Source organism: Bradyrhizobium sp. Leo170 (genome assembly GCF_004296405.1).
In the GTDB taxonomy this organism is placed as follows: domain Bacteria; phylum Pseudomonadota; class Alphaproteobacteria; order Rhizobiales; family Xanthobacteraceae; genus Bradyrhizobium.
Genome location: NZ_PSRR01000010.1, coordinates 11,593 through 29,030 on the forward strand (window position 1 = coordinate 11,593; position 17,438 = coordinate 29,030).

Sequence of the window (17,438 nt, forward strand, 5' to 3'; positions counted from 1 at the left end):
ATACTTTCAGGGCGGCGTTTCGGGTTGAAACGCCGCCCTGATTTCTTGTCTATGGCTTGCGACAGCCTTCAGGGTCTCAATAGGCCACGAGGTCGAAGCGGTCGAGGTTCATGACCTTGGTCCAGGCCGCCACGAAGTCCTTTACGAACTTCTCCTTCGCGTCCGAGCTCGCATAGACTTCCGCTAGCGCGCGGAGCTGCGAGTGCGAACCGAAGATCAGGTCGGCGCGGGTGCCGGTCCACTTGACGTCGTTGGTCTTGCGGTCGCGGCCCTCGAACACCAGTCCGGCGCTGTCGGACGCCTGCCACTGCGTGCTCATGTCGAGCAGGTTGACGAAGAAGTCGTTCGTCAGCTTGCCCGGCTGCTTGGTCAAGACGCCGTGCCCGGACTTGCCCGTGTTGGCGCCGAGGACACGCAGGCCGCCGACGAGAGCCGTCATCTCCGGCGCCGTCAGCGTCAGCAACTGCGCCTTGTCGACCAGCAGCTCCTCGGGCGAGATGTGCTGCGCGCCGTGCTGATAGTTGCGGAAGCCGTCGGCGATCGGCTCGAGCGGCGCAAAGGATGCGACGTCGGTCTGCTCCTGCGAAGCATCCGTGCGACCGGGCGTGAAGGGCACCTTCACGTCGAGGCCGCCGTCCTTGGCGGCCTTCTCGATCGCCGCGCTGCCGCCGAGAACGATCAGGTCGGCAAGCGAGACTTTCTTGCCGCCGGACTGCGAAGCGTTGAACTCCTTCTGGATTCCTTCCAGCTTCTGCAGAACCTTCGTAAGTTGAGCCGGCTCGTTGACCTCCCAGTCCTTTTGCGGCGCAAGGCGAATGCGCGCGCCGTTCGCGCCACCGCGCTTGTCGGAGCCGCGGAACGTCGAAGCCGACGCCCAAGCCGTCGAGATCAGCTCGGAAACCGACAGCCCGGATGCCAGGATCTTCGCCTTCAGCGCCGCGATGTCCTGCTCGCTGACCAGCTCATGATTGACGGCGGGAACATGATCCTGCCAGATCAGCTCTTCCTTCGGAACGAGCGGGCCGAGGTAACGCACGATCGGACCCATGTCGCGGTGGGTGAGCTTGAACCAGGCGCGAGCAAACGCATCCGCGAACTGATCCGGGTTCTCATAGAACCGCCGCGAGATCTTCTCGTAGTCCGGATCGACCCGCAGGGCGAGGTCCGTGGTCAGCATGGACGGCGCGTGACGCTTCGAGGCGTCGTGCGCATCCGGCACCGTGTTGGCGCCTCCGCCGTTTTTCGGCGTCCACTGATGCGCGCCGGCCGGGCTCTTGGTCAGCTCCCATTCGTAGCCGAACAGGTTCCAGAAGAAATTGCTGCTCCACTTGGTGGGCGTCGTGGTCCAGATCACTTCCAGGCCGCTGCCGATCGCGTCACCGCCCTTGCCCGAGCCATACTTGCTCGCCCAGCCGAGGCCCTGCTGCTCGATGTCGGCGGCTTCCGGCTCCGGGCCGACCAGCGTCGCATCGCCGGCACCGTGCGTCTTGCCGAAGGTGTGACCGCCGGCAATCAGCGCAACCGTTTCCTCATCGTTCATCGCCATGCGGTGGAACGTCTCTCTGATATCGCGAGCCGCCGCCAGCGGGTCCGGATTGCCATTCGGCCCTTCCGGGTTGACGTAGATCAGGCCCATCTGCACGGCAGCGAGCGGATTCTGAAGGTCGCGGTCGCCGCTATAGCGCTCGTCCGCCAGCCACTTGCCTTCGGGACCCCAGTAGATGTCGACTTCAGGCTCCCAGGTGTCCGCGCGTCCGCCGCCGAAACCGAAGGTCTTGAAACCCATCGACTCCAGCGCGACGTTACCGGTGAGGATCATCAGATCGGCCCAGGAGATCTTGCTGCCGTATTTCTGCTTGATCGGCCACAACAGGCGGCGCGCCTTGTCGAGGTTCACGTTATCAGGCCAGCTATTCAGCGGCGCGAAACGCTGCTGGCCGGCTCCGGCGCCGCCGCGGCCGTCGTGGATACGGTAGGTGCCCGCGCTGTGCCACGCCATGCGGATGAACAGCGGCCCGTAATGGCCGAAGTCGGCCGGCCACCACTCCTGCGAATCCGTCATCAGGGCTCGAAGGTCCTTGATCACGGCATTCAGGTCGAGGCTCTTGAATTCCTTGGCGTAGTCGAACGCCTCGCCCATCGGATTGGACAGGCTCGAGTGCTGGTGGAGAACCGAGAGGTCGAGCTGATTCGGCCACCAGTCTTTGTTTTGATTTATGCGGGTCGCACCCGAAAACGGGCACTTCGTAGTGTCATCCATCATCGCCTCCTGCGGCAGTTTCTGGTGGGGGTCTGGAACAACTCTAAACAACCGATATCATAAGGTGAAATTGACTTTCGTGATTGTTGCGATAAGCTTTCCTGATGATCCAGTTTACCCTGCGACAACTTCGTTATTTTGACGCTCTGGCGCGTCACGGCCATTTCGGACGCGCAGCGGAGGCATGCGCCATCACGCAGCCAGCGCTGTCGATGCAGATCAAGGAGTTGGAAGAAGCGGTCGGCGGCGTCCTGCTCGAGCGCAGCGCCCGGCAGGTCGTGCTGACGAAGTTCGGCGAAGAGCTCGCTCAGCGGGTCCGCGAAATCCTGCGCTCGGTCGATGAACTCGGCGACTTTGCGCGGGCGTCGCGGGACCAGCTCGTCGGCCGGCTGCGCATCGGCATGATCCCGACGATTGCTCCCTATCTGCTGCCCAAGGTGATCGGCAACCTCACGCAGATGCATCCCGAACTCGACATTCACGTCCGCGAGACGGTGACGCCGAAGCTGATCAAGGAGCTGGCGGAAGGCCGGCTCGACACGGCCATTGTCGCCCTGCCGGTGTCTGAGCCCTCGCTGACCGAGGTCGCGCTGTTCACGGAAAATTTCCTGCTGGTGCGGCCGGGGGAGGACGAGGGAACGCCGGTGCCGAGCAGCGAAGCGCTGCGCGAAATGAAGCTTCTCCTGCTGGAGGAGGGACATTGCTTTCGCGAACAGGCGCTGTCGTTCTGCAACATGAAATCATCGCCGCCGCGCGAGGTGCTGGAGGCGAGCTCGCTGTCCACCCTCGTTCAGATGGTCGGCGCCGGCATCGGCGTCACCTTGATCCCGGAAATGGCCGTGGGGGTGGAGACGCGCTCTGCATCGGTGTCGGTCGCCCGCTTCAAGGACCCGCAACCCTCGCGAACCATCGGTATGGTCTGGCGCAAGACCAGTCCTCTGTCCAGGCAGCTCATGCAGATTTCCGAAGTGGTTTGTTTGTCAGCCGATGCGTTGCGCGAGCAGGGCGCTCCAAAGTCTTCATCGCGATCGCGCCATCGCCGGGCCTAAACAAAGAAACGAGAGGAGATCGATACGATGGCGGGACAGTGGATCGACATCGCCGCAAAGGACGGCGGCGGCGGCTTTAAGGGATATCTCTCCGTGCCCGCTTCGGGCTCCGGTCCCGGCATCCTGCTCCTGCAGGAAATCTTCGGCGTCAACGCCTCGATGCGCGCGGTGGCGGACTACTACGCTGAGGAAGGCTATGTCGTGCTCGCGCCGGATCTGTTCTGGCGCATGGAGCCGGGCGTCGAGCTCGGCTACAGCGAGGCGGATTTCGGCAAGGCGATGGGCTACTACCAGCGCTTCGATGTCGACCAGTCGATCAAGGATGCGGCCGATGCGCTGAAGGTCCTGCGCGCGCGTCCCGAATGCAAAGGCGGGGTCGGCACGCTCGGCTTCTGTCTGGGCGGCAAGCTCGCCTATCTCCTCGCCGCGCGCACCGATGTCGATTGCGCCGTCAGCTATTACGGCGTCGGCATCGAGGCCGATCTTGGCGAGGCCGGCAACATCAAGGGACCGATGGTGTTTCATTTTGCCGAGCTCGACCGCTTTGCGCCGGCGGAGGCGCGCGAGCAGATCAAGGCTGCGTTTGCGGTGCGTCCCGACGTCGAATTCTATCTCTATCCCGGTTGCGATCACGCCTTCGCTGCGCCGGAGCGGACGAGCTTCGACAAGCCAGCATCGCTGATGGCGCATACGCGTTCGATCGCGTTGTTCCGGAAGATGCTGGGTCCCCAGTACGATCTTTCCGCACTATGGGACAAGCATACCGAGCTCGAATTCGCGACGCGCTCGGCCGAAGAGACCATGAAGACAATGGTGGCCGAGCCCTATGTCAACCACATCCCGACCATGACCGGCGGCGTCGGCTATCGCGACCTGCTCCGCTTCTACAAGAACCACTTCATCCCGAAGACGCCGCAGGACACCAAGCTGGTGCCGATCTCGCGCACCATCGGCGCCGACCGCATCGTGGACGAGATGCTGTTCTGCTTCACCCACGACATCGAGATCGACTGGATGCTGCCCGGCATTCCCCCTACGGGCAAATATGTGGAGATCCCGCTGGTCGCGATCGTCCGTTTCCGCGGCGACAAGCTCTACAATGAGCATATCTATTGGGATCAGGCCTCGGTGCTGGTGCAGATCGGATTGCTCGATCCTGCGAAGCTTCCGGTGGCGGGCGTCGAGACCGCGAAGAAACTGGTCGACGAGTCCTTGCCGTCGAACACGCTGATGACGCGCTGGGCTGAGAGCGCTTCGAAATAATAGGAACTAATCATCGGCCGCGCGGCGCTAGCCGCTGTCGCGCAGCACCAGTTCGAAGCCGAGATCGATCCGGCGCTCGCCGCCGCGCTCGAGCGTCAGTGTCGCGGCGGTGCGGCCGATCGCATCGCCATGGACGCTGATGGTGCTGAGACTCGGCGAGATCAGCCGTCCCATCTCGAGATCGCCGAGGCCGACAACGGCGACCGGCTGCGCCGCGGCCGGGCCGTCGCGGAGCAGTCCGGCCTTGCGCAGGCCGGCCATGAAGCCGATGGCATGGGCGTCGTTGGCCGCGAACACGGCATCGACGCCGGGCAAATTCGCATGCGCGGCGACGCTGCCGGACGCGTTGCGTTCGAGGATCAGCCGCCGCGGCGGTTGCAACCCGCACGCCAGCGCGTGGTCTTGGAAGCCGAGCCATCGCCGCGTTCCGCGCGGGTCGTCGCCGCCGATGAAGGCGAGATGCTGACGGCCGTGCTCGATGAAGTGGCGCGCGACGGCGACGCCGGCTTGGTAATTGTCGAAACCCGCAACGGCGTCGATCGGATCGATCGGCAGCTCCCAGGTCTCGACGATCGGAATGCGCGCGTGACGCAGCAGGCGCTTGCCGTCCTCGGTCGCGGGCGAGCCGACCATGATGATCGCTTCCGGCCGCCGCGACAGCAGCGCCGCGAGCATGCGGTCCTCGCGCGCGGCGTCGTAGCGTGACTGCGCGAGGATCACCGAATAGCCGAGCGGCTCGAGCTTGTCGGACAGGCCCTGCACAGTGTCGGCAAAGATCGAGTTCGCGATCGTCGGCACCAGCACGCCGACCGAATTGGTCTTCGCGCTCGCCAGCGCTCCGGCGACCAGGTTGGGCACGTAGCCGAGTTCCCGCATCGCCTTCTCGACCCTGGCGCGCGTCTCCGGCGCAACCAAGTCCGGCAGCCGGACCACCCGGCTCACGGTGATCGATGAAACGCCGGCGCGTTTGGCCACTGCCGACAGCGTCGGGGCGACCTCGTCTGAACTGGTGTTGGTCTCAGTCAATTCGGAACCCATGGTGGTGGTGAAATCTGCACGATTCCGGATTGCGCATCCATAGTGACAGCGCTAGCATTCCCCATGATAGCGCTAACATTCGGACATGATAGCGCTAGCATAACAAAAGGAGGAACCGCCGTATGATTTCAGCCGAAGTGGTCCAGGCCTACCGGCGCGACGGGGTGATCGTCGTCCCTGATGTGCTCGACAACGATACTCTGGCGCGGGTCCGCGACGTGCTGGCCGAACTGGTTGCCGGCGCGGCTGATGTGACCGAGCATACCGACGTCTATGACCTCGAACCCGGCCACACCCAGGAGAACCCGAGGGTCCGCCGCATCAAGGCGCCGCACAAGGTGCACGCGATCTTCGATCAGATCGTGCGCAGCGAGCCTGTCATCTCCATCCTTACCAAGCTGATCGGACCCGGCCTGCGCCTGCATGGCTCCAAGCTCAACATGAAGTCCGCGCAGTACGGCTCGCCAGTCGAGTGGCACCAGGACTGGGCGTTCTATCCCCACACCAATGACGACATCCTTGCGATCGGCGTGCTGCTCGACGATTGCGACCTGGAGAATGGTCCCATGCTGGTGACACCGGGATCGCATGTCGGCGACACCATGTGGAATCATCACGGCGAGGATGGCTGCTTCGCCGGCCTGATCGATCCCGACCTGATTCAGGACGAGATCAAGCGTGCGGTGCCCTGCATCGGTAAGGCCGGCAGCATGTCGTTCCATCACGTGCGCGCGCTGCACGGCTCGGCGACCAACACGTCGAACCGCCCGCGCAACCTTCTGCTCTATGAAGTCGCGGCAAGCGATGCCTGGCCGCTGGCGGGCGTGAAGGATCTCGCCGAGTTCGACAGCCGCCTGCTCGCCGGCGGCTCGGTGGTTGCGCCGCGCATGACCCGCGTTCCGGTGCGGATGCCGTTGCCGCCGCCCAAGCGCCAAGGCTCGATCTACGAAACGCAGTCCGCGTCGAAAAAGACCTACTTCACGCGCGCCGCCTAAAAGAATTCCGACGAAGCCCGCGGGGAGCAACACCCGCGGGCTTCGTGTTTGCGACGACCAATAAACAAACAACAGGGATGGAAACCAATGACCGAGCTCAAGGCCGGCGCCGCCGGCCAATCGCGTTTACGTGTGATCCTTGCTGCGAGCGTCGGCTCCGCGCTCGAATGGTATGACTTCTTCCTCTATGGCACCGCGGCTGCCCTGGTATTCGGCGAGCTGTTCTTTCCCAAGAGCGATCCTGTCGTCGGAACGCTGCTGGCGTTCCTGACCTTCGGCGTCGGTTTCGTGGTGCGCCCATTGGGCGGCATCCTGTTCGGCATCATGGGCGATCGCTATGGCCGCAAGCCGGTGCTGGTTGCGACGCTGTTGATGATCGGCATCGGCACCACCGCGATCGGCCTGTTGCCGACCTATGCGCAGATCGGGATCTGGGCACCCCTGCTGCTGGTCGCAATGCGCGTGGTGCAGGGCCTCGGCGCCGGCGCCGAATATGGCGGTGCGGTGATCTATCTCGTGGAGAATGCGCCGGCCCGCCATCGCGGTTTCTGGGGCGGCTTCGCGCCACTTGGTGTGTCGGTCGGCAATCTGCTTGCCGCCGGCGCCTTTGCCCTCGTGACCATGCTGCCGCGCGAGGCGATGTTGAGCTGGGGCTGGCGCCTGCCGTTCCTGGCGAGCTTCCTGTTGATCCTGGTTGGTATCTTCGTGCGCTTGCGCGTGACGGAAACGCCCGTCTTTACCGAAGCCGTCGTTGCGCGCGGCAAGGTCGAGCGCAATCCGGCCATGGAGGCGCTGCGCCAGCATCCGCGCAACTTCATGGTCGTGCTGGGCGCGCGGATGGCCGAGAACGGGCTCGGCTATTTCTTCCCGGTGTTCGGGCTCAGCTACGTCATCACCACGGTGGGCGTACCGAAATCGGATGCGCTAAGCGCGCTGATGCTCGCATTCACCATCGAACTGTTCGCGATTCTTGGCTTCGCGGCGCTGTCGGATCGCATCGGACGGCGGCCGGTCTATCTGTTTGGTGCGCTCGCAGGCGTGGCGCTGGCTTTCCCGTTCTTCTGGATGGTCGGGACCAAGGAATGGATCTGGATCGCGGTGGCCTTCATCCTGGCGAGGGCCGTGGTGACGGCCGCGATGTTCGGACCGCAGGCTGCTTACTTCGCCGAGCTCTTCCCGCCGCAGCGGCGCTTTGCCGGATTCGCATTTGCACGCGAACTCGGCTCGCTGCTCGCGGGCGGGCCGGCGCCGTTCGTCGCAACGGCGCTGGTCGCCGCCTACGGCAGTTGGTGGCCGGTCGCCTGCTACGCGGTGTTCCTGTCGCTATGTACGGTGATCGCGATCTGGATCGGGCCGAGACCTATCGGGAAGATATCGCTGCGGACGAGCCCGTCGTGCAGCACGAGTTGCCCGTGGCGATGCCGCAGCGGGCCTGAGGGGCAGCGCAGCCACTCCGCGTCCAGTCGCCGCTCCGGTTGATGGAGCGGCGATTGGCCGACGCGGCAACGTCGCCGCTATGACGGCAGCGGTTTGCCGGCCTGTTCATTGACGATGTACTCGGCGTACCAGTCAGGCCAGTTCGCGTCGTGCTGGCCGCCGTTCCGCTTCTCGTGCTCGCCGTGCGCGGCCGCCGCGCGCCGGAGTGCGCTCGCGAGTTCGGTCGATGAGTTGAATGTCGTGCCGACCGTGTCCACGCGTCCCGGCAAGCGCGCGGTGATCTCCTGGAGCAGCCAGCCGTTGCCGTCAGGATCGCTGAAGGAGGCAAACGACTGGTAGCTGCCACGCTCGGGATCGCGGCCGCTGACCCGCAGCCGGCCAAACAAATAGGGTTCGTCACTGCCAGTGTGCACGTCGCCGCCGCCGTGGAAGGCCTCGCTGACCTTGATGCCGCGACCGAGCAGATCGTTGCGGGCGGCCTCGATGTCGGGGACGACGAGGTACAGGCCTTGCGCGGAGCCGGGCGCCGCCGCGGTGACATTCTTGCCGAAGATGACCGAGGAGGGCGAGCCGGCCGGCGTGAACTGGATCACGCGCCAATCACCAGCGGCGAAGTCGGCATCGAGCCTCCAGCCAAGGTTCGCGTAGAACTGCTTCGCGCGGTCGACATCCGAAACGGGAATGACGACGATCTCCAGTTTCATCTCGACCCGCGCCCTCGCGCCTTCGGTTGCATCTGTCATGGATCTCTCCCTGATGTTGATAGTTGATCGGCGAGCACGCGGCGCGTGCCTGATCATCCTATATCGATTGCCGCAGGCGATACGGCGTGAGGTGGTCACGGACTTTCGGTTCCCTTTTCTCACGTGCTTTCACGATCTTTTTATTCCCACATCGGGACTATGGGATGCGGATTCGGAGAGGCCTCACAATTTACTTGAAATGACAGCCGTCATCTGACGGGGGATTGCCTAAATTTTGCCTGGAGCCGCATATGGGTGAAGTCGTTCGATTTGTTCCAAAGGCTGAGCTCGAGCGGGCTCGGCTTATTCGAGAGGCGCGCGCGATATACGACGCCATATTCCCGGCGGCCGATGAGGCCAGCTCACAACAGGGCGACGAGACGCCGCAACGTCGGTGACTTTACCGTTCAAGACGGCCGCTGCTCGCGTGCATTGAGCGCTCGGGCAGCCTCGATCGAAATCTGCTTTGGCGCCGGCTACGATCCACGCGCTACGTTCGACGTTTCCCCGCGGCCGACCGCGATGAGATCCGCTGCTCCAGTACCGAGAATTTCCTCGGCACGTTGCCCATCCCAGATCATATCGACCGTCATTGTGGTCATACCTGCGCCCCCTCGGGTCGCGCGGAGGAAATACCTATGGAGCTCGCTCGACTACCAATCACCAGATGTCGCCGATCCCCCTTGAGTTCACTGGGAAACCAAGTGTAAAAGGACAACGACAAAATAGAACATCGTTCTGCTGCACAGAACGATGGGTTGGAGGAATCGAGCGTGAACCCTGATGCGGCATCGACCGACCGGCCATCTGGCGCGTTCGACAATCAGGTGGTCGAAGCGTTCAAGACCATTCCGGAATTGCTGTCGCGCGATGAGGAGCTGATCAGCCGCGGCCGGCTGCTTGATGTGGAGTGTCTGCTCGGACCCACGGTGCAGCCCTTTCATGTGACCATTTGCGGCGGGCAAATTCTCGATATGACTCCCGCACCGGTGCTGATGCGGTCCTGGCGTTTCGCCTATCGCGCGACGCCGGCCGCATATCGCGCCTATTGGCAGGCGATGCCGCCGCCGGGCTGGCACGATCTGCTCGCGCTCACCAAGCGCGGGGAGGCGACGCTGGAAGGCGATCTGCATCCCTTCATGTCGCACCTGCAGTACTTCAAGGATCTCCTGGCGTTGCCGCGTGGCGGCGGTTTGGTGGGCGCGTCATGAGTGGCTTTGTCGAACCGATCGTTGGACGCTACGTCCATGTCGAGATCGATGGCGAGATCAACCGCATCTATTTCGAGGAAAATGGCACCGGCATTCCCCTGGTCTGCCTGCACACCGCCGGCTCCGATGCGCGGCAGTGGCGCCATTTGCTCATCGACGAAGAGTTCACGAAGCAATTCCGCATCATCGCGTTCGACATGCCCTGGCACGGCAAGTCGAATCCGCCGGACAGCCGATATGGCAACGAATACAGGCTGACGACCGCGACCTACACGGCCACCATCCGCGCCTTTTGCAGCGCCTTGAGGCTCGATCGGCCTGTCGTGATGGGCTGCTCGATCGGGGGACGTATCGTCCTCAATCTTGCGATATCGCATGCCAGCGAGTTCCGCGCGCTGATCGGACTCGAGGCCGCCGACTTCCAGCAACCCTGGTACGACACGGCCTGGCTGAACCGGCCCGATGTCCATGGCGGCGAAGTCTGCGCCGCGCTGGTCTCCGGCCTGATCGCGCCGAACGGTCCGCAGGTCGCGCGCGACGAGACCATTTGGGGCTACAAGCAGGGCGGTCCCGGTATCTTCAAGGGCGATCTCTATTTCTACCGGGTCGACGGCGATCTGCGCGGCCGCGTCGGCCAGATCGATGTGCGCCAGTGCCCGCTCTATCTCTTGACCGGCGAATACGATTTCTCCTGCACGCCGGAGGACACGCTACGTACTGCCGCAAGCATTCCAGGCGCCAAGGCCACGATCATGGAGCGGCTTGGCCATTTCCCGATGAGCGAGAATCCAGCGCAGTTCCGCGCCTATATCGCTCCAGTACTGCAGGACATCCTGAGCAGGCGGAATACTTGAGTTAGGTAGGGAGCGTATTGATGAAGTTGTGTTGGACGATTGTGGCCGTGCTGGCCGCGCAGGTGAGCGTCGCGTCGGCAGCCGATAACGTCATTCGGATCGGCGTGCTCAACGACCAATCCGGTGTGTTCGCCGACAATGGCGGCCGCGGCTCGATCGCCGCGGCGAAGCTCGCGGCGGAGGATTTCGGCAACGAAATTCTCGGCAAGAAGATCGAGATCATCACCGCCGATCACCAGAACAAGCCGGACATTGCCTCTGCCACCGCACGCAAATGGTTCGACAACGAAGGCGTCGATATGATCGCCGATGGCGCCGCATCCTCCGCGGGCTTTGCCATCCTGGAAATCGCGCGGCAGAAGAACAAGATCTTCGTCATCAGTGGGCCCGGCTCGTCCGACTTCACCGGAAAATCCTGCTCGCCGATCAGCTTTCACTTCAACTACGACACCTATGCGCTGTCGAAGCTGACCAGCGATGCGATCACGCGTGCCGGCGGCAAGACCTGGTACTTCGTCACGGCCGACTATGCGTTCGGCCATGCGTTGCAGCGTGACGCCACCAAGTTCATCGAGGCCGCCGGCGGCAAGGTGATCGGTTCGGCCGCACACCCGCTGGGCACCGCGGACTTCGCCTCGTTCCTGCTGCAGGCGCAAGGCTCCAAGGCCGATGTCGTCGGGCTCGCGACCTCGGGCGCGGACGTGCAGACCGCGATCAAGCAGGCCGGCGAGTTCGGCATCGTCGAGGGCGGGCAGAAGCTGGCCGGTCTCCTTGTGTTCATTACCGACGTCAACTCGCTCGGGCTGAAGGCGACGCAAGGCCTGCAGGTGACGACCTCGTTTTACTGGGACCTCAATGAGGAAACCCGCGCCTGGTCGAAGCGCTATGCGGCGTTGATGGACGGCAAGGTCGCGAGCATGGTTCAGGCCGGCGTCTATAGCGGCGTCCACCACTATCTCGCCGCGGTCAAGGCGGCCGGCACGACCGATACGGCCGCCGTTGCCGCCAAGATGCACGAGATGAAGGTCAACGACATGTACAACAAGGATGTCGCGGTCCGCCCTGATGGACGCGTGCTGCACACCATGTATCTGGTGCAGGTGAAGAAGCCGGAAGAATCCAAGTACAAATACGATTATTACAGGATCGTCAGCTCCAGGCCCGGCGAAGAAGTGTTCCGGCCCATGAACGAAGGCGGCTGTCCGCTGGTCAAGTGAAGCTATCGAGACGGGCAGGCGTTCGCATCGGTCGCCGCCCCAAAGTGTGAGGAGAATGCCTGCATGACAGGGACAATCGGTTTCATCGGTCTTGGCGTCATGGGCGAGCCGATCTGCCGCAATCTGGTGCGCAAAAGCGGACGGAAAGTGCTGGCGTTCGACCTTGCGGCGGAGCCGCTGGCGCGGATCGTCGCCGATGGCGCCGCGGCCGCCGGATCGGTTGCTGATGTCGTCAGCGGCAGCGAGGTCACCTTCACCTGCCTGCCGAGCGCAAACCATGTGTCATCGGCCTTCGAGGGCGGCATCGCGCAGTCGATCCGAAGCGGTCAGACCGTGATCGACCTCGGTACCTCCGAGGTCGGCATGACCCGCGAGTTTGCGCGGCGGCTGGCGGAAAAGGGTGCGCTGTGGATCGACGCGCCGATCGCGCGCACCCGCCAGGCGGCGCAGGAGGGTACGCTCAGCGTGATGGTCGGCGCGACGGCCGATGCGTTTGCCAAGGTCGAGCCGCTGATCCGCCATTTCGCCACCGACGTCACGCTCTGCGGCGGCACCGGCGCCGGACAGGTGACGAAGATCCTGAACAACATGGTGTTGTTCGAGACAGTCAATGCATTGGCGGAAGCTGTTGCGATTGCGAGCCACAGCGGCGTCGAACCAAGACTGCTGCTGGAAACCCTGTCCAAAGGATCGGCGGACAGTTTTGCGCTCCGCAACCACGGCATGAAGGCGATCGTTGCGAAGGAATTTCCGCTGCGCGCGTTCTCGACCGAATATGCGCTGAAGGACCTGACCTATGCGCTGGAGCTGGGAGGGCAGGCCGGCCTGAACCTGCGGGGCGCGGCGCTCATGCGCAGCATTTTCGAGGAGACGATCGACAAGGGGATGGGCGATGCGTACTTTCCCGTCATCGCCAAACTGATCGATCCGGCCGGCTTCTCCAAATAGGAGATACGAGACACCATGCGTTCGCCCGGCGTCGCCGCCGTCGACCGTGCGCTCACCATCCTGGGGGCGTTCGAGGAAAAACCAGAGCCGATGAGCCTCGCCGAGCTCTCCCGGCATACCGGGATGTACAAAAGCACGCTGCTGCGGCTGATGACCTCGCTGCAGGAATTCGGCTATCTCGTGCAGCTCCCCGAGGGCCGCTACCATCTCGGGCCGACGCCGTTCCGATTGGGCGCGATCTATCAGCGCGCCAACAATCTGCATGACCAGGTGATGCCGGTCCTGAGGCAACTGGTGGCCGCGGGCACGGAAAGTCCGTCGTTCCACGTTCGGCATGACGGCAAGCGCCGCCTGTGCGTCTTTCGCATCGATTCCCAGCATTCGACGCTCGACCGCGTCGAGGCCGGCATGCTGCTGCCGCTCGACCGCGGCGCCGCGGGACGAGTCATCCTGGCGTTCGATGGCGAGAACGGCGAGGCCTATGATCGTATCAGGAGGGGCGCGATTGCGGTTTCGTTCGGCGAGCGCGACCCGGACTGTGCCGGCATTGCCTGTCCGGTGTTCGGACCGAACGGGAAGCTCGTCGGCGCGCTGTCGCTGTCCGGCCCCAAGCCGCGCTTCACCAAGGACAGCATCAAGACGATGTCATCGCTGCTGTCGCAAGCGGCGGCACGGCTGACGCGGTCGCTTGGCGGACCGACTGAACTCCTGGATCGCGTTGCTCCGCCGCTCGAGGGGACGGCGCGCTCGCCGCGGCGGGCAAGGAAATAGCGCGGAGCGTTCGCTACTGCTTCTGCAGAAGTTTCAAGCGGCAGCGCAGCGCTTCCCTGATATGGGCGCGCGCCAATTTCTCCGCCTTGTCGCCGTCGCGGGCGGCAATCGCGCTGATGATGGCCCGATGTTCCCTACGGCTGGTCGAGGGGCGGCCGGTCACGGAGAAGGTGGTGGGGCCGAGCAGCGCAATCCAGTCCTGCAGCTCCCTGGAGGCACCATCGAGATAGCGATTGCGGGCAGCGCGGCAGATCGCTTCATGGAAGGCGCGGTTGAGCTCTGCCATCTCCGTGGGATCGTCGGGGTGTTCCGCAAAGGCCTGCTCGATATCCGTCAGGGCATCGATCTCGGGCCGTGAGGCGTGTTCGGCGGCAAGCCGGGCGGCCGCGCCTTCCAGGATCTCGCGCATGGTATAGAGCTCGAGCACTTCGCCGACATCGAGGCTGCGGACGATCAGCCCGCGGCCGCCCGCCGGCGCCACGAAGCCGCGCTCCGCAAGCCGGCCCAGCGCCTCGCGCACCGGGGTGCGGCTGACCTTCAGCCGCTGCGCAACTTCCTCTTCCCGCAGCCGGTCTCCGGCCCGATAGGCTCCCGCCTTCAGCGCCTCGCACAATGAGCGGAACACGGCTTCCCCGAGCTGAACGCCGGAGCCGCGCGAAATCGATCCGATCGCCTTGTTCGGCCGCTTTGCCATCCTGCCTCCGGTCGCAGGCGCATTAATCCCATGCAAAGACGGCGCTTGCGGCGCTTATATATATCTTTGTATACAAAAAGGACAATGGTGCAGGCATCCCGGAAAGCGCCGAAAATGGCCTTTCTCGGTTGGGCAGAGGAATGAACAGCAAATACGACGTGCTGGTGATCGGTGGCGGCAATGCGGCCCTGTGCGCGGCGATCAGTGCGCGGCGTGCCGGCGCCTCCGTGCTGGTGCTCGAGGGGGCGCCAAAATTCTACCGCGGCGGCAATACCCGCCACACACGCAACATGCGCTGCGCCCATGACGCGGCGACCGAGATCCTTACCGGCCCCTATACCGAGGAGGAGTTCTGGAAAGACCTGCTGCTCGTGACCGGCGGCCAGACCGACGAGGAACTTGCCAGGTTCATGATCCACGAGTCCAAGGACATCCTGAACTGGATCGTGGAACAGGGCGTGCGCTGGCAGCCCTCGCTCGGCGGCACGCTCAGCCTCGGCCGCACCAATTCATTCTTCCTCGGCGGCGGCCGTGCGATGCTGAACGCGCTCTATCTTACGGCGGAACGGCTCGGCGTCGAGATCCGCTACGACGCCGAAGTCGTCGATCTCAGGATCGAAGACGGCATGTTCCTCTCGGCCGAGCTGAAGCAGCCGATCGACGGCGCGACCGAGATGCGCGCCGCGGCGCTGGTTGCGGCCGCCGGCGGTTTCGAAGCGAATATCGAATGGCTGAAGGAATATTGGGGCGAGGCCGCCGACAATTTCCTGATTCGCGGCACGCCCTATAATCGCGGCTCGATCCTGAAGATGCTGCTGGCCAAAGGCGTGCAGGAGGTCGGCGATCCCACCCAGTGCCACGCCGTGGCGATCGACGCCCGCGCGCCGAAATTCGACGGCGGCATCATCACACGACATGACTCCGTCGTGTTCGGCATTGTCGTCAACAAGCATGCGGAGCGCTTCTACGACGAGGGCGAGGACATCTGGCCGAAGCGCTATGCGATCTGGGGCCGGCTGGTCGCCGCGCAGCCCGACCAGATCGCCCATATCATTTTCGATTCAACCGTCGTGACCAGCTTCATGCCGACGCTGTTCCCGCCGATCGCCGGCGCCACGATCGCTGAGCTTGCCGGCAAGCTCGAGCTTGATCCAACGGCGCTGGAAAAGACCATCACCGAGTTCAATGCCGCGGTGCGGCCCGGCACCTTCGATCACACCATCCTCGATGATTGCCGCACCGAAGGCATCACGCCGCCGAAGACGCATTGGGCGCGCCGGATCGAGACGCCGCCCTATCTCGCCTATCCGGTGCGGCCCGGCATCACCTTCACCTATCTCGGCACGCGCGTGAACAGGCAGGCGCGGATGCTGATGAAGGATGGAAAACCTTCCGCCAACATGTTCGCGGCCGGCGAGATCATGGCCGGCAATGTGCTGGGACGCGGCTATGCCGCCGGCATCGGCATGACCATCGGCAGCGTGTTCGGCCGGATCGCAGGACGGGAAGCGGCAAAGAATGCACGGAACTAGGACATTGCAGGAAGCCGATCGTCTGATGACGGTCTGCAATTCGTGTCGCTATTGCGAGGGATTGTGCGCGGTATTCCCCGCGATGGAGATGCGCCGCTCGTTCTCCGACGGCGACCTCAACTATCTCGCCAATCTCTGCCATGCCTGCGGCGCCTGCTACGTCGACTGCCAGTTCTCGCCGCCGCACGAATTCAACGTCAATGTGCCGAAGACGCTGGCGGTGGCGCGCGCCGAATCCTATGCCGCCTACGCCTGGCCGCGCGCGCTGTCCGGTATGTTCGCACGCAACGGGCTCGTCATCAGCCTGATTGCCGCGTTCAGCATGGCCGCTTTCATTCTCGGCTTTGCCGCGTTCAACGATCCGACGCTGCTCTTCGGCGTCCACACCGGCCCCGGCGCCTTCTACAGACTGATGCCGCACAATGCGATGGCGGCACTGTTCGGTGCGGCCTTCCTCTATGCCATCCTGGCCCTCATCATGAGCGTGCGCGCGTTCTGGCGCGACATTGGCGAGCCGATCAGTGGCCGCGCCGATGGCGGCTCGATCTTCCAGGCGATCCGCGATGCCGGCGAGCTGCGCTATCTCCATGGCGGCGGGGTCGGCTGCTACAATGAGGATGATCGGCCGACCGACCGGCGCAAGCTCTATCACCATCTCACCTTCTACGGCTTTCTGCTCTGCTTCGCGGCGACGTCGGTTGCCACGCTCTATCACTACCTCCTGGGACGTGAGGCGCCCTATGCGTGGTGGGACCTGCCGGTCGTGCTCGGCTCGCTCGGCGGCATCGGTCTGATCGTCGGGCCGATCGGGTTGTTGCTCGCGAAAGCCCAGCGCGATCCCGCGCTGCTCGATGATACCAGCTATGGTATGGATGTCGGCTTCATCGCCATGCTGTTCCTGACGGGCGTCACCGGAATGGCGCTGCTGGTGTTGCGTGCGACGCCGGCCATGGGACCGCTGCTCGCGCTGCACCTCGGCGCCGTGTTCGCGCTGTTCATCACCATGCCCTATGGCAAGTTCGTCCACGGCATCTACCGCTTCGCCGCGCTGGTGCGTTACGCGCAGGAGCGGCGCGACGGCTTGAATGGTTAGGCGAATCAAGGAGGGCGAGATGTTGACCATCACCGCGATCATCCGGGCCAAGAAGGGCCATGAGGCCGCCATGCGTCAGGCGCTGCTCGAAGTCGCAGCGAGCGTTCGAGCGAACGAAACGACGACTGTCGGCTATCACATATCGCAGGACACGACGGATCCGTGCGTGTTCACGACCTACGAACGCTACGTCGATCGCGCGGCGATGGATCGGCATAACAACTCCGAAGCCGTCCTCCGCTTCTTCGGCGTAGCCAAACCCATCATTGACGGCGAGGTAACGCTGGTCGCCGGCACGGAAATTTCCACCAAGTCGAACGAATAGGTTTAAAA

16 protein-coding genes are annotated in these 17,438 nt (G+C 63.8%); 12 read left to right on the forward strand and 4 right to left on the reverse strand.

What is annotated here, in order from left to right:
• Positions 1–76: 76 nt before the first annotated feature.
• On the reverse strand, positions 77–2,260 hold the full coding sequence (gene katG / locus CWO89_RS03575) for a catalase/peroxidase HPI (RefSeq protein WP_130577289.1): 2,184 nt from the start codon (positions 2,258–2,260) through the stop codon (positions 77–79).
• A 104-nt stretch (positions 2,261–2,364) separates the two neighbouring features.
• On the opposite strand from katG, the gene CWO89_RS03580 reads away from it, so the two are divergent.
• Positions 2,365–3,309: a hydrogen peroxide-inducible genes activator gene (locus CWO89_RS03580; RefSeq protein ID WP_130577290.1), complete on the forward strand. Its 945-nt coding sequence runs from the start codon at positions 2,365–2,367 to the stop codon at positions 3,307–3,309.
• A gap of 27 nt (positions 3,310–3,336) precedes the next feature.
• Positions 3,337–4,572, forward strand: coding sequence for a dienelactone hydrolase family protein (locus CWO89_RS03585; protein ID WP_130577291.1), 1,236 nt, complete (start codon positions 3,337–3,339; stop codon positions 4,570–4,572).
• Between the two features lie 27 nt (positions 4,573–4,599).
• Here the strand turns inward: CWO89_RS03585 and CWO89_RS03590 are convergent, their stop codons facing one another.
• Positions 4,600–5,598, reverse strand: a complete 999-nt coding sequence (locus CWO89_RS03590) for a LacI family DNA-binding transcriptional regulator (protein ID WP_165420978.1) — start codon at positions 5,596–5,598, stop codon at positions 4,600–4,602.
• A 134-nt stretch (positions 5,599–5,732) separates the two neighbouring features.
• Between CWO89_RS03590 and CWO89_RS03595 the strand changes: the two genes are divergently transcribed.
• Together CWO89_RS03595 and CWO89_RS03600 are read left to right on the forward strand one after the other, a co-directional pair.
• Positions 5,733–6,605 carry a phytanoyl-CoA dioxygenase family protein gene (locus CWO89_RS03595; RefSeq protein ID WP_130577293.1) on the forward strand — a complete coding sequence of 291 codons (873 nt, stop codon included), beginning with the start codon at positions 5,733–5,735 and terminating at the stop codon, positions 6,603–6,605.
• 87 nt (positions 6,606–6,692) lie between these two features.
• On the forward strand, positions 6,693–8,084 hold the full coding sequence (locus tag CWO89_RS03600) for an MFS transporter (protein WP_130577294.1): 1,392 nt from the start codon (positions 6,693–6,695) through the stop codon (positions 8,082–8,084).
• Between the two features lie 35 nt (positions 8,085–8,119).
• On the opposite strand, the gene CWO89_RS03605 is transcribed toward CWO89_RS03600, so the two are convergent.
• A complete protein-coding gene (locus CWO89_RS03605) occupies positions 8,120–8,746 on the reverse strand; it encodes a VOC family protein (RefSeq protein ID WP_463699326.1) in 627 nt (208 codons plus the stop codon).
• A gap of 812 nt (positions 8,747–9,558) precedes the next feature.
• Here CWO89_RS03605 and CWO89_RS03610 point away from each other — a divergent pair.
• The 5 genes from CWO89_RS03610 (at position 9,559) to CWO89_RS03630 (ending at position 13,786) form a co-directional block, all read left to right on the forward strand.
• Complete coding sequence (locus CWO89_RS03610; RefSeq protein WP_130577296.1) at positions 9,559–9,996, forward strand: hypothetical protein; 438 nt, start codon at positions 9,559–9,561, stop codon at positions 9,994–9,996.
• Positions 9,993–10,850, forward strand: coding sequence for an alpha/beta fold hydrolase (locus CWO89_RS03615; protein WP_130577297.1), 858 nt, complete (start codon positions 9,993–9,995; stop codon positions 10,848–10,850). Before CWO89_RS03610 ends, CWO89_RS03615 begins: the two co-directional genes overlap by 4 nt.
• Positions 10,851–10,870: 20 nt before the next feature.
• Positions 10,871–12,067 carry an ABC transporter substrate-binding protein gene (locus CWO89_RS03620; RefSeq protein WP_130577298.1) on the forward strand — a complete coding sequence of 399 codons (1,197 nt, stop codon included), beginning with the start codon at positions 10,871–10,873 and terminating at the stop codon, positions 12,065–12,067.
• A 63-nt stretch (positions 12,068–12,130) separates the two neighbouring features.
• Positions 12,131–13,015: an NAD(P)-dependent oxidoreductase gene (locus tag CWO89_RS03625; RefSeq protein WP_130577299.1), complete on the forward strand. Its 885-nt coding sequence runs from the start codon at positions 12,131–12,133 to the stop codon at positions 13,013–13,015.
• Between the two features lie 15 nt (positions 13,016–13,030).
• Positions 13,031–13,786, forward strand: a complete 756-nt coding sequence (locus tag CWO89_RS03630) for an IclR family transcriptional regulator (protein ID WP_130577300.1) — start codon at positions 13,031–13,033, stop codon at positions 13,784–13,786.
• A 13-nt stretch (positions 13,787–13,799) separates the two neighbouring features.
• Here the strand turns inward: CWO89_RS03630 and CWO89_RS03635 are convergent, their stop codons facing one another.
• Positions 13,800–14,480 carry a GntR family transcriptional regulator gene (locus tag CWO89_RS03635; RefSeq protein ID WP_130577301.1) on the reverse strand — a complete coding sequence of 227 codons (681 nt, stop codon included), beginning with the start codon at positions 14,478–14,480 and terminating at the stop codon, positions 13,800–13,802.
• 140 nt (positions 14,481–14,620) lie between these two features.
• On the opposite strand from CWO89_RS03635, the gene tcuA reads away from it, so the two are divergent.
• Genes tcuA through CWO89_RS03650 form a run of 3 tightly spaced genes read left to right on the forward strand, consistent with a single transcriptional unit; the run spans position 14,621 to position 17,430 of the window.
• Positions 14,621–16,012, forward strand: a complete 1,392-nt coding sequence (gene tcuA, locus CWO89_RS03640; RefSeq protein ID WP_130577302.1) for an FAD-dependent tricarballylate dehydrogenase TcuA — start codon at positions 14,621–14,623, stop codon at positions 16,010–16,012.
• A complete protein-coding gene (gene tcuB / locus CWO89_RS03645) occupies positions 15,999–17,105 on the forward strand; it encodes a tricarballylate utilization 4Fe-4S protein TcuB (protein WP_130577303.1) in 1,107 nt (368 codons plus the stop codon). Before tcuA ends, tcuB begins: the two co-directional genes overlap by 14 nt.
• Before the next feature lie 19 nt (positions 17,106–17,124).
• Positions 17,125–17,430 carry a putative quinol monooxygenase gene (locus tag CWO89_RS03650; RefSeq protein ID WP_130577304.1) on the forward strand — a complete coding sequence of 102 codons (306 nt, stop codon included), beginning with the start codon at positions 17,125–17,127 and terminating at the stop codon, positions 17,428–17,430.
• Positions 17,431–17,438 lie beyond the last annotated feature (8 nt).

Coding starts and splice junctions, on each gene's coding strand:
- CWO89_RS03615 (WP_130577297.1), top strand. CDS start 9,993: ATGAGTGGCTTTGTCGAACCGATCGTTGGACGCTACGTCCATGTCGAG.
- CWO89_RS03630 (WP_130577300.1), top strand. CDS start 13,031: ATGCGTTCGCCCGGCGTCGCCGCCGTCGACCGTGCGCTCACCATCCTG.
- CWO89_RS03595 (WP_130577293.1), top strand. CDS start 5,733: ATGATTTCAGCCGAAGTGGTCCAGGCCTACCGGCGCGACGGGGTGATC.
- tcuA (WP_130577302.1), top strand. CDS start 14,621: ATGAACAGCAAATACGACGTGCTGGTGATCGGTGGCGGCAATGCGGCC.
- CWO89_RS03600 (WP_130577294.1), top strand. CDS start 6,693: ATGACCGAGCTCAAGGCCGGCGCCGCCGGCCAATCGCGTTTACGTGTG.
- katG (WP_130577289.1), bottom strand. CDS start 2,260: ATGGATGACACTACGAAGTGCCCGTTTTCGGGTGCGACCCGCATAAAT.
- CWO89_RS03635 (WP_130577301.1), bottom strand. CDS start 14,480: ATGGCAAAGCGGCCGAACAAGGCGATCGGATCGATTTCGCGCGGCTCC.
- CWO89_RS03605 (WP_463699326.1), bottom strand. CDS start 8,746: ATGAAACTGGAGATCGTCGTCATTCCCGTTTCGGATGTCGACCGCGCG.
- tcuB (WP_130577303.1), top strand. CDS start 15,999: ATGCACGGAACTAGGACATTGCAGGAAGCCGATCGTCTGATGACGGTC.
- CWO89_RS03620 (WP_130577298.1), top strand. CDS start 10,871: ATGAAGTTGTGTTGGACGATTGTGGCCGTGCTGGCCGCGCAGGTGAGC.
- CWO89_RS03580 (WP_130577290.1), top strand. CDS start 2,365: ATGATCCAGTTTACCCTGCGACAACTTCGTTATTTTGACGCTCTGGCG.
- CWO89_RS03650 (WP_130577304.1), top strand. CDS start 17,125: ATGTTGACCATCACCGCGATCATCCGGGCCAAGAAGGGCCATGAGGCC.
- CWO89_RS03585 (WP_130577291.1), top strand. CDS start 3,337: ATGGCGGGACAGTGGATCGACATCGCCGCAAAGGACGGCGGCGGCGGC.
- CWO89_RS03625 (WP_130577299.1), top strand. CDS start 12,131: ATGACAGGGACAATCGGTTTCATCGGTCTTGGCGTCATGGGCGAGCCG.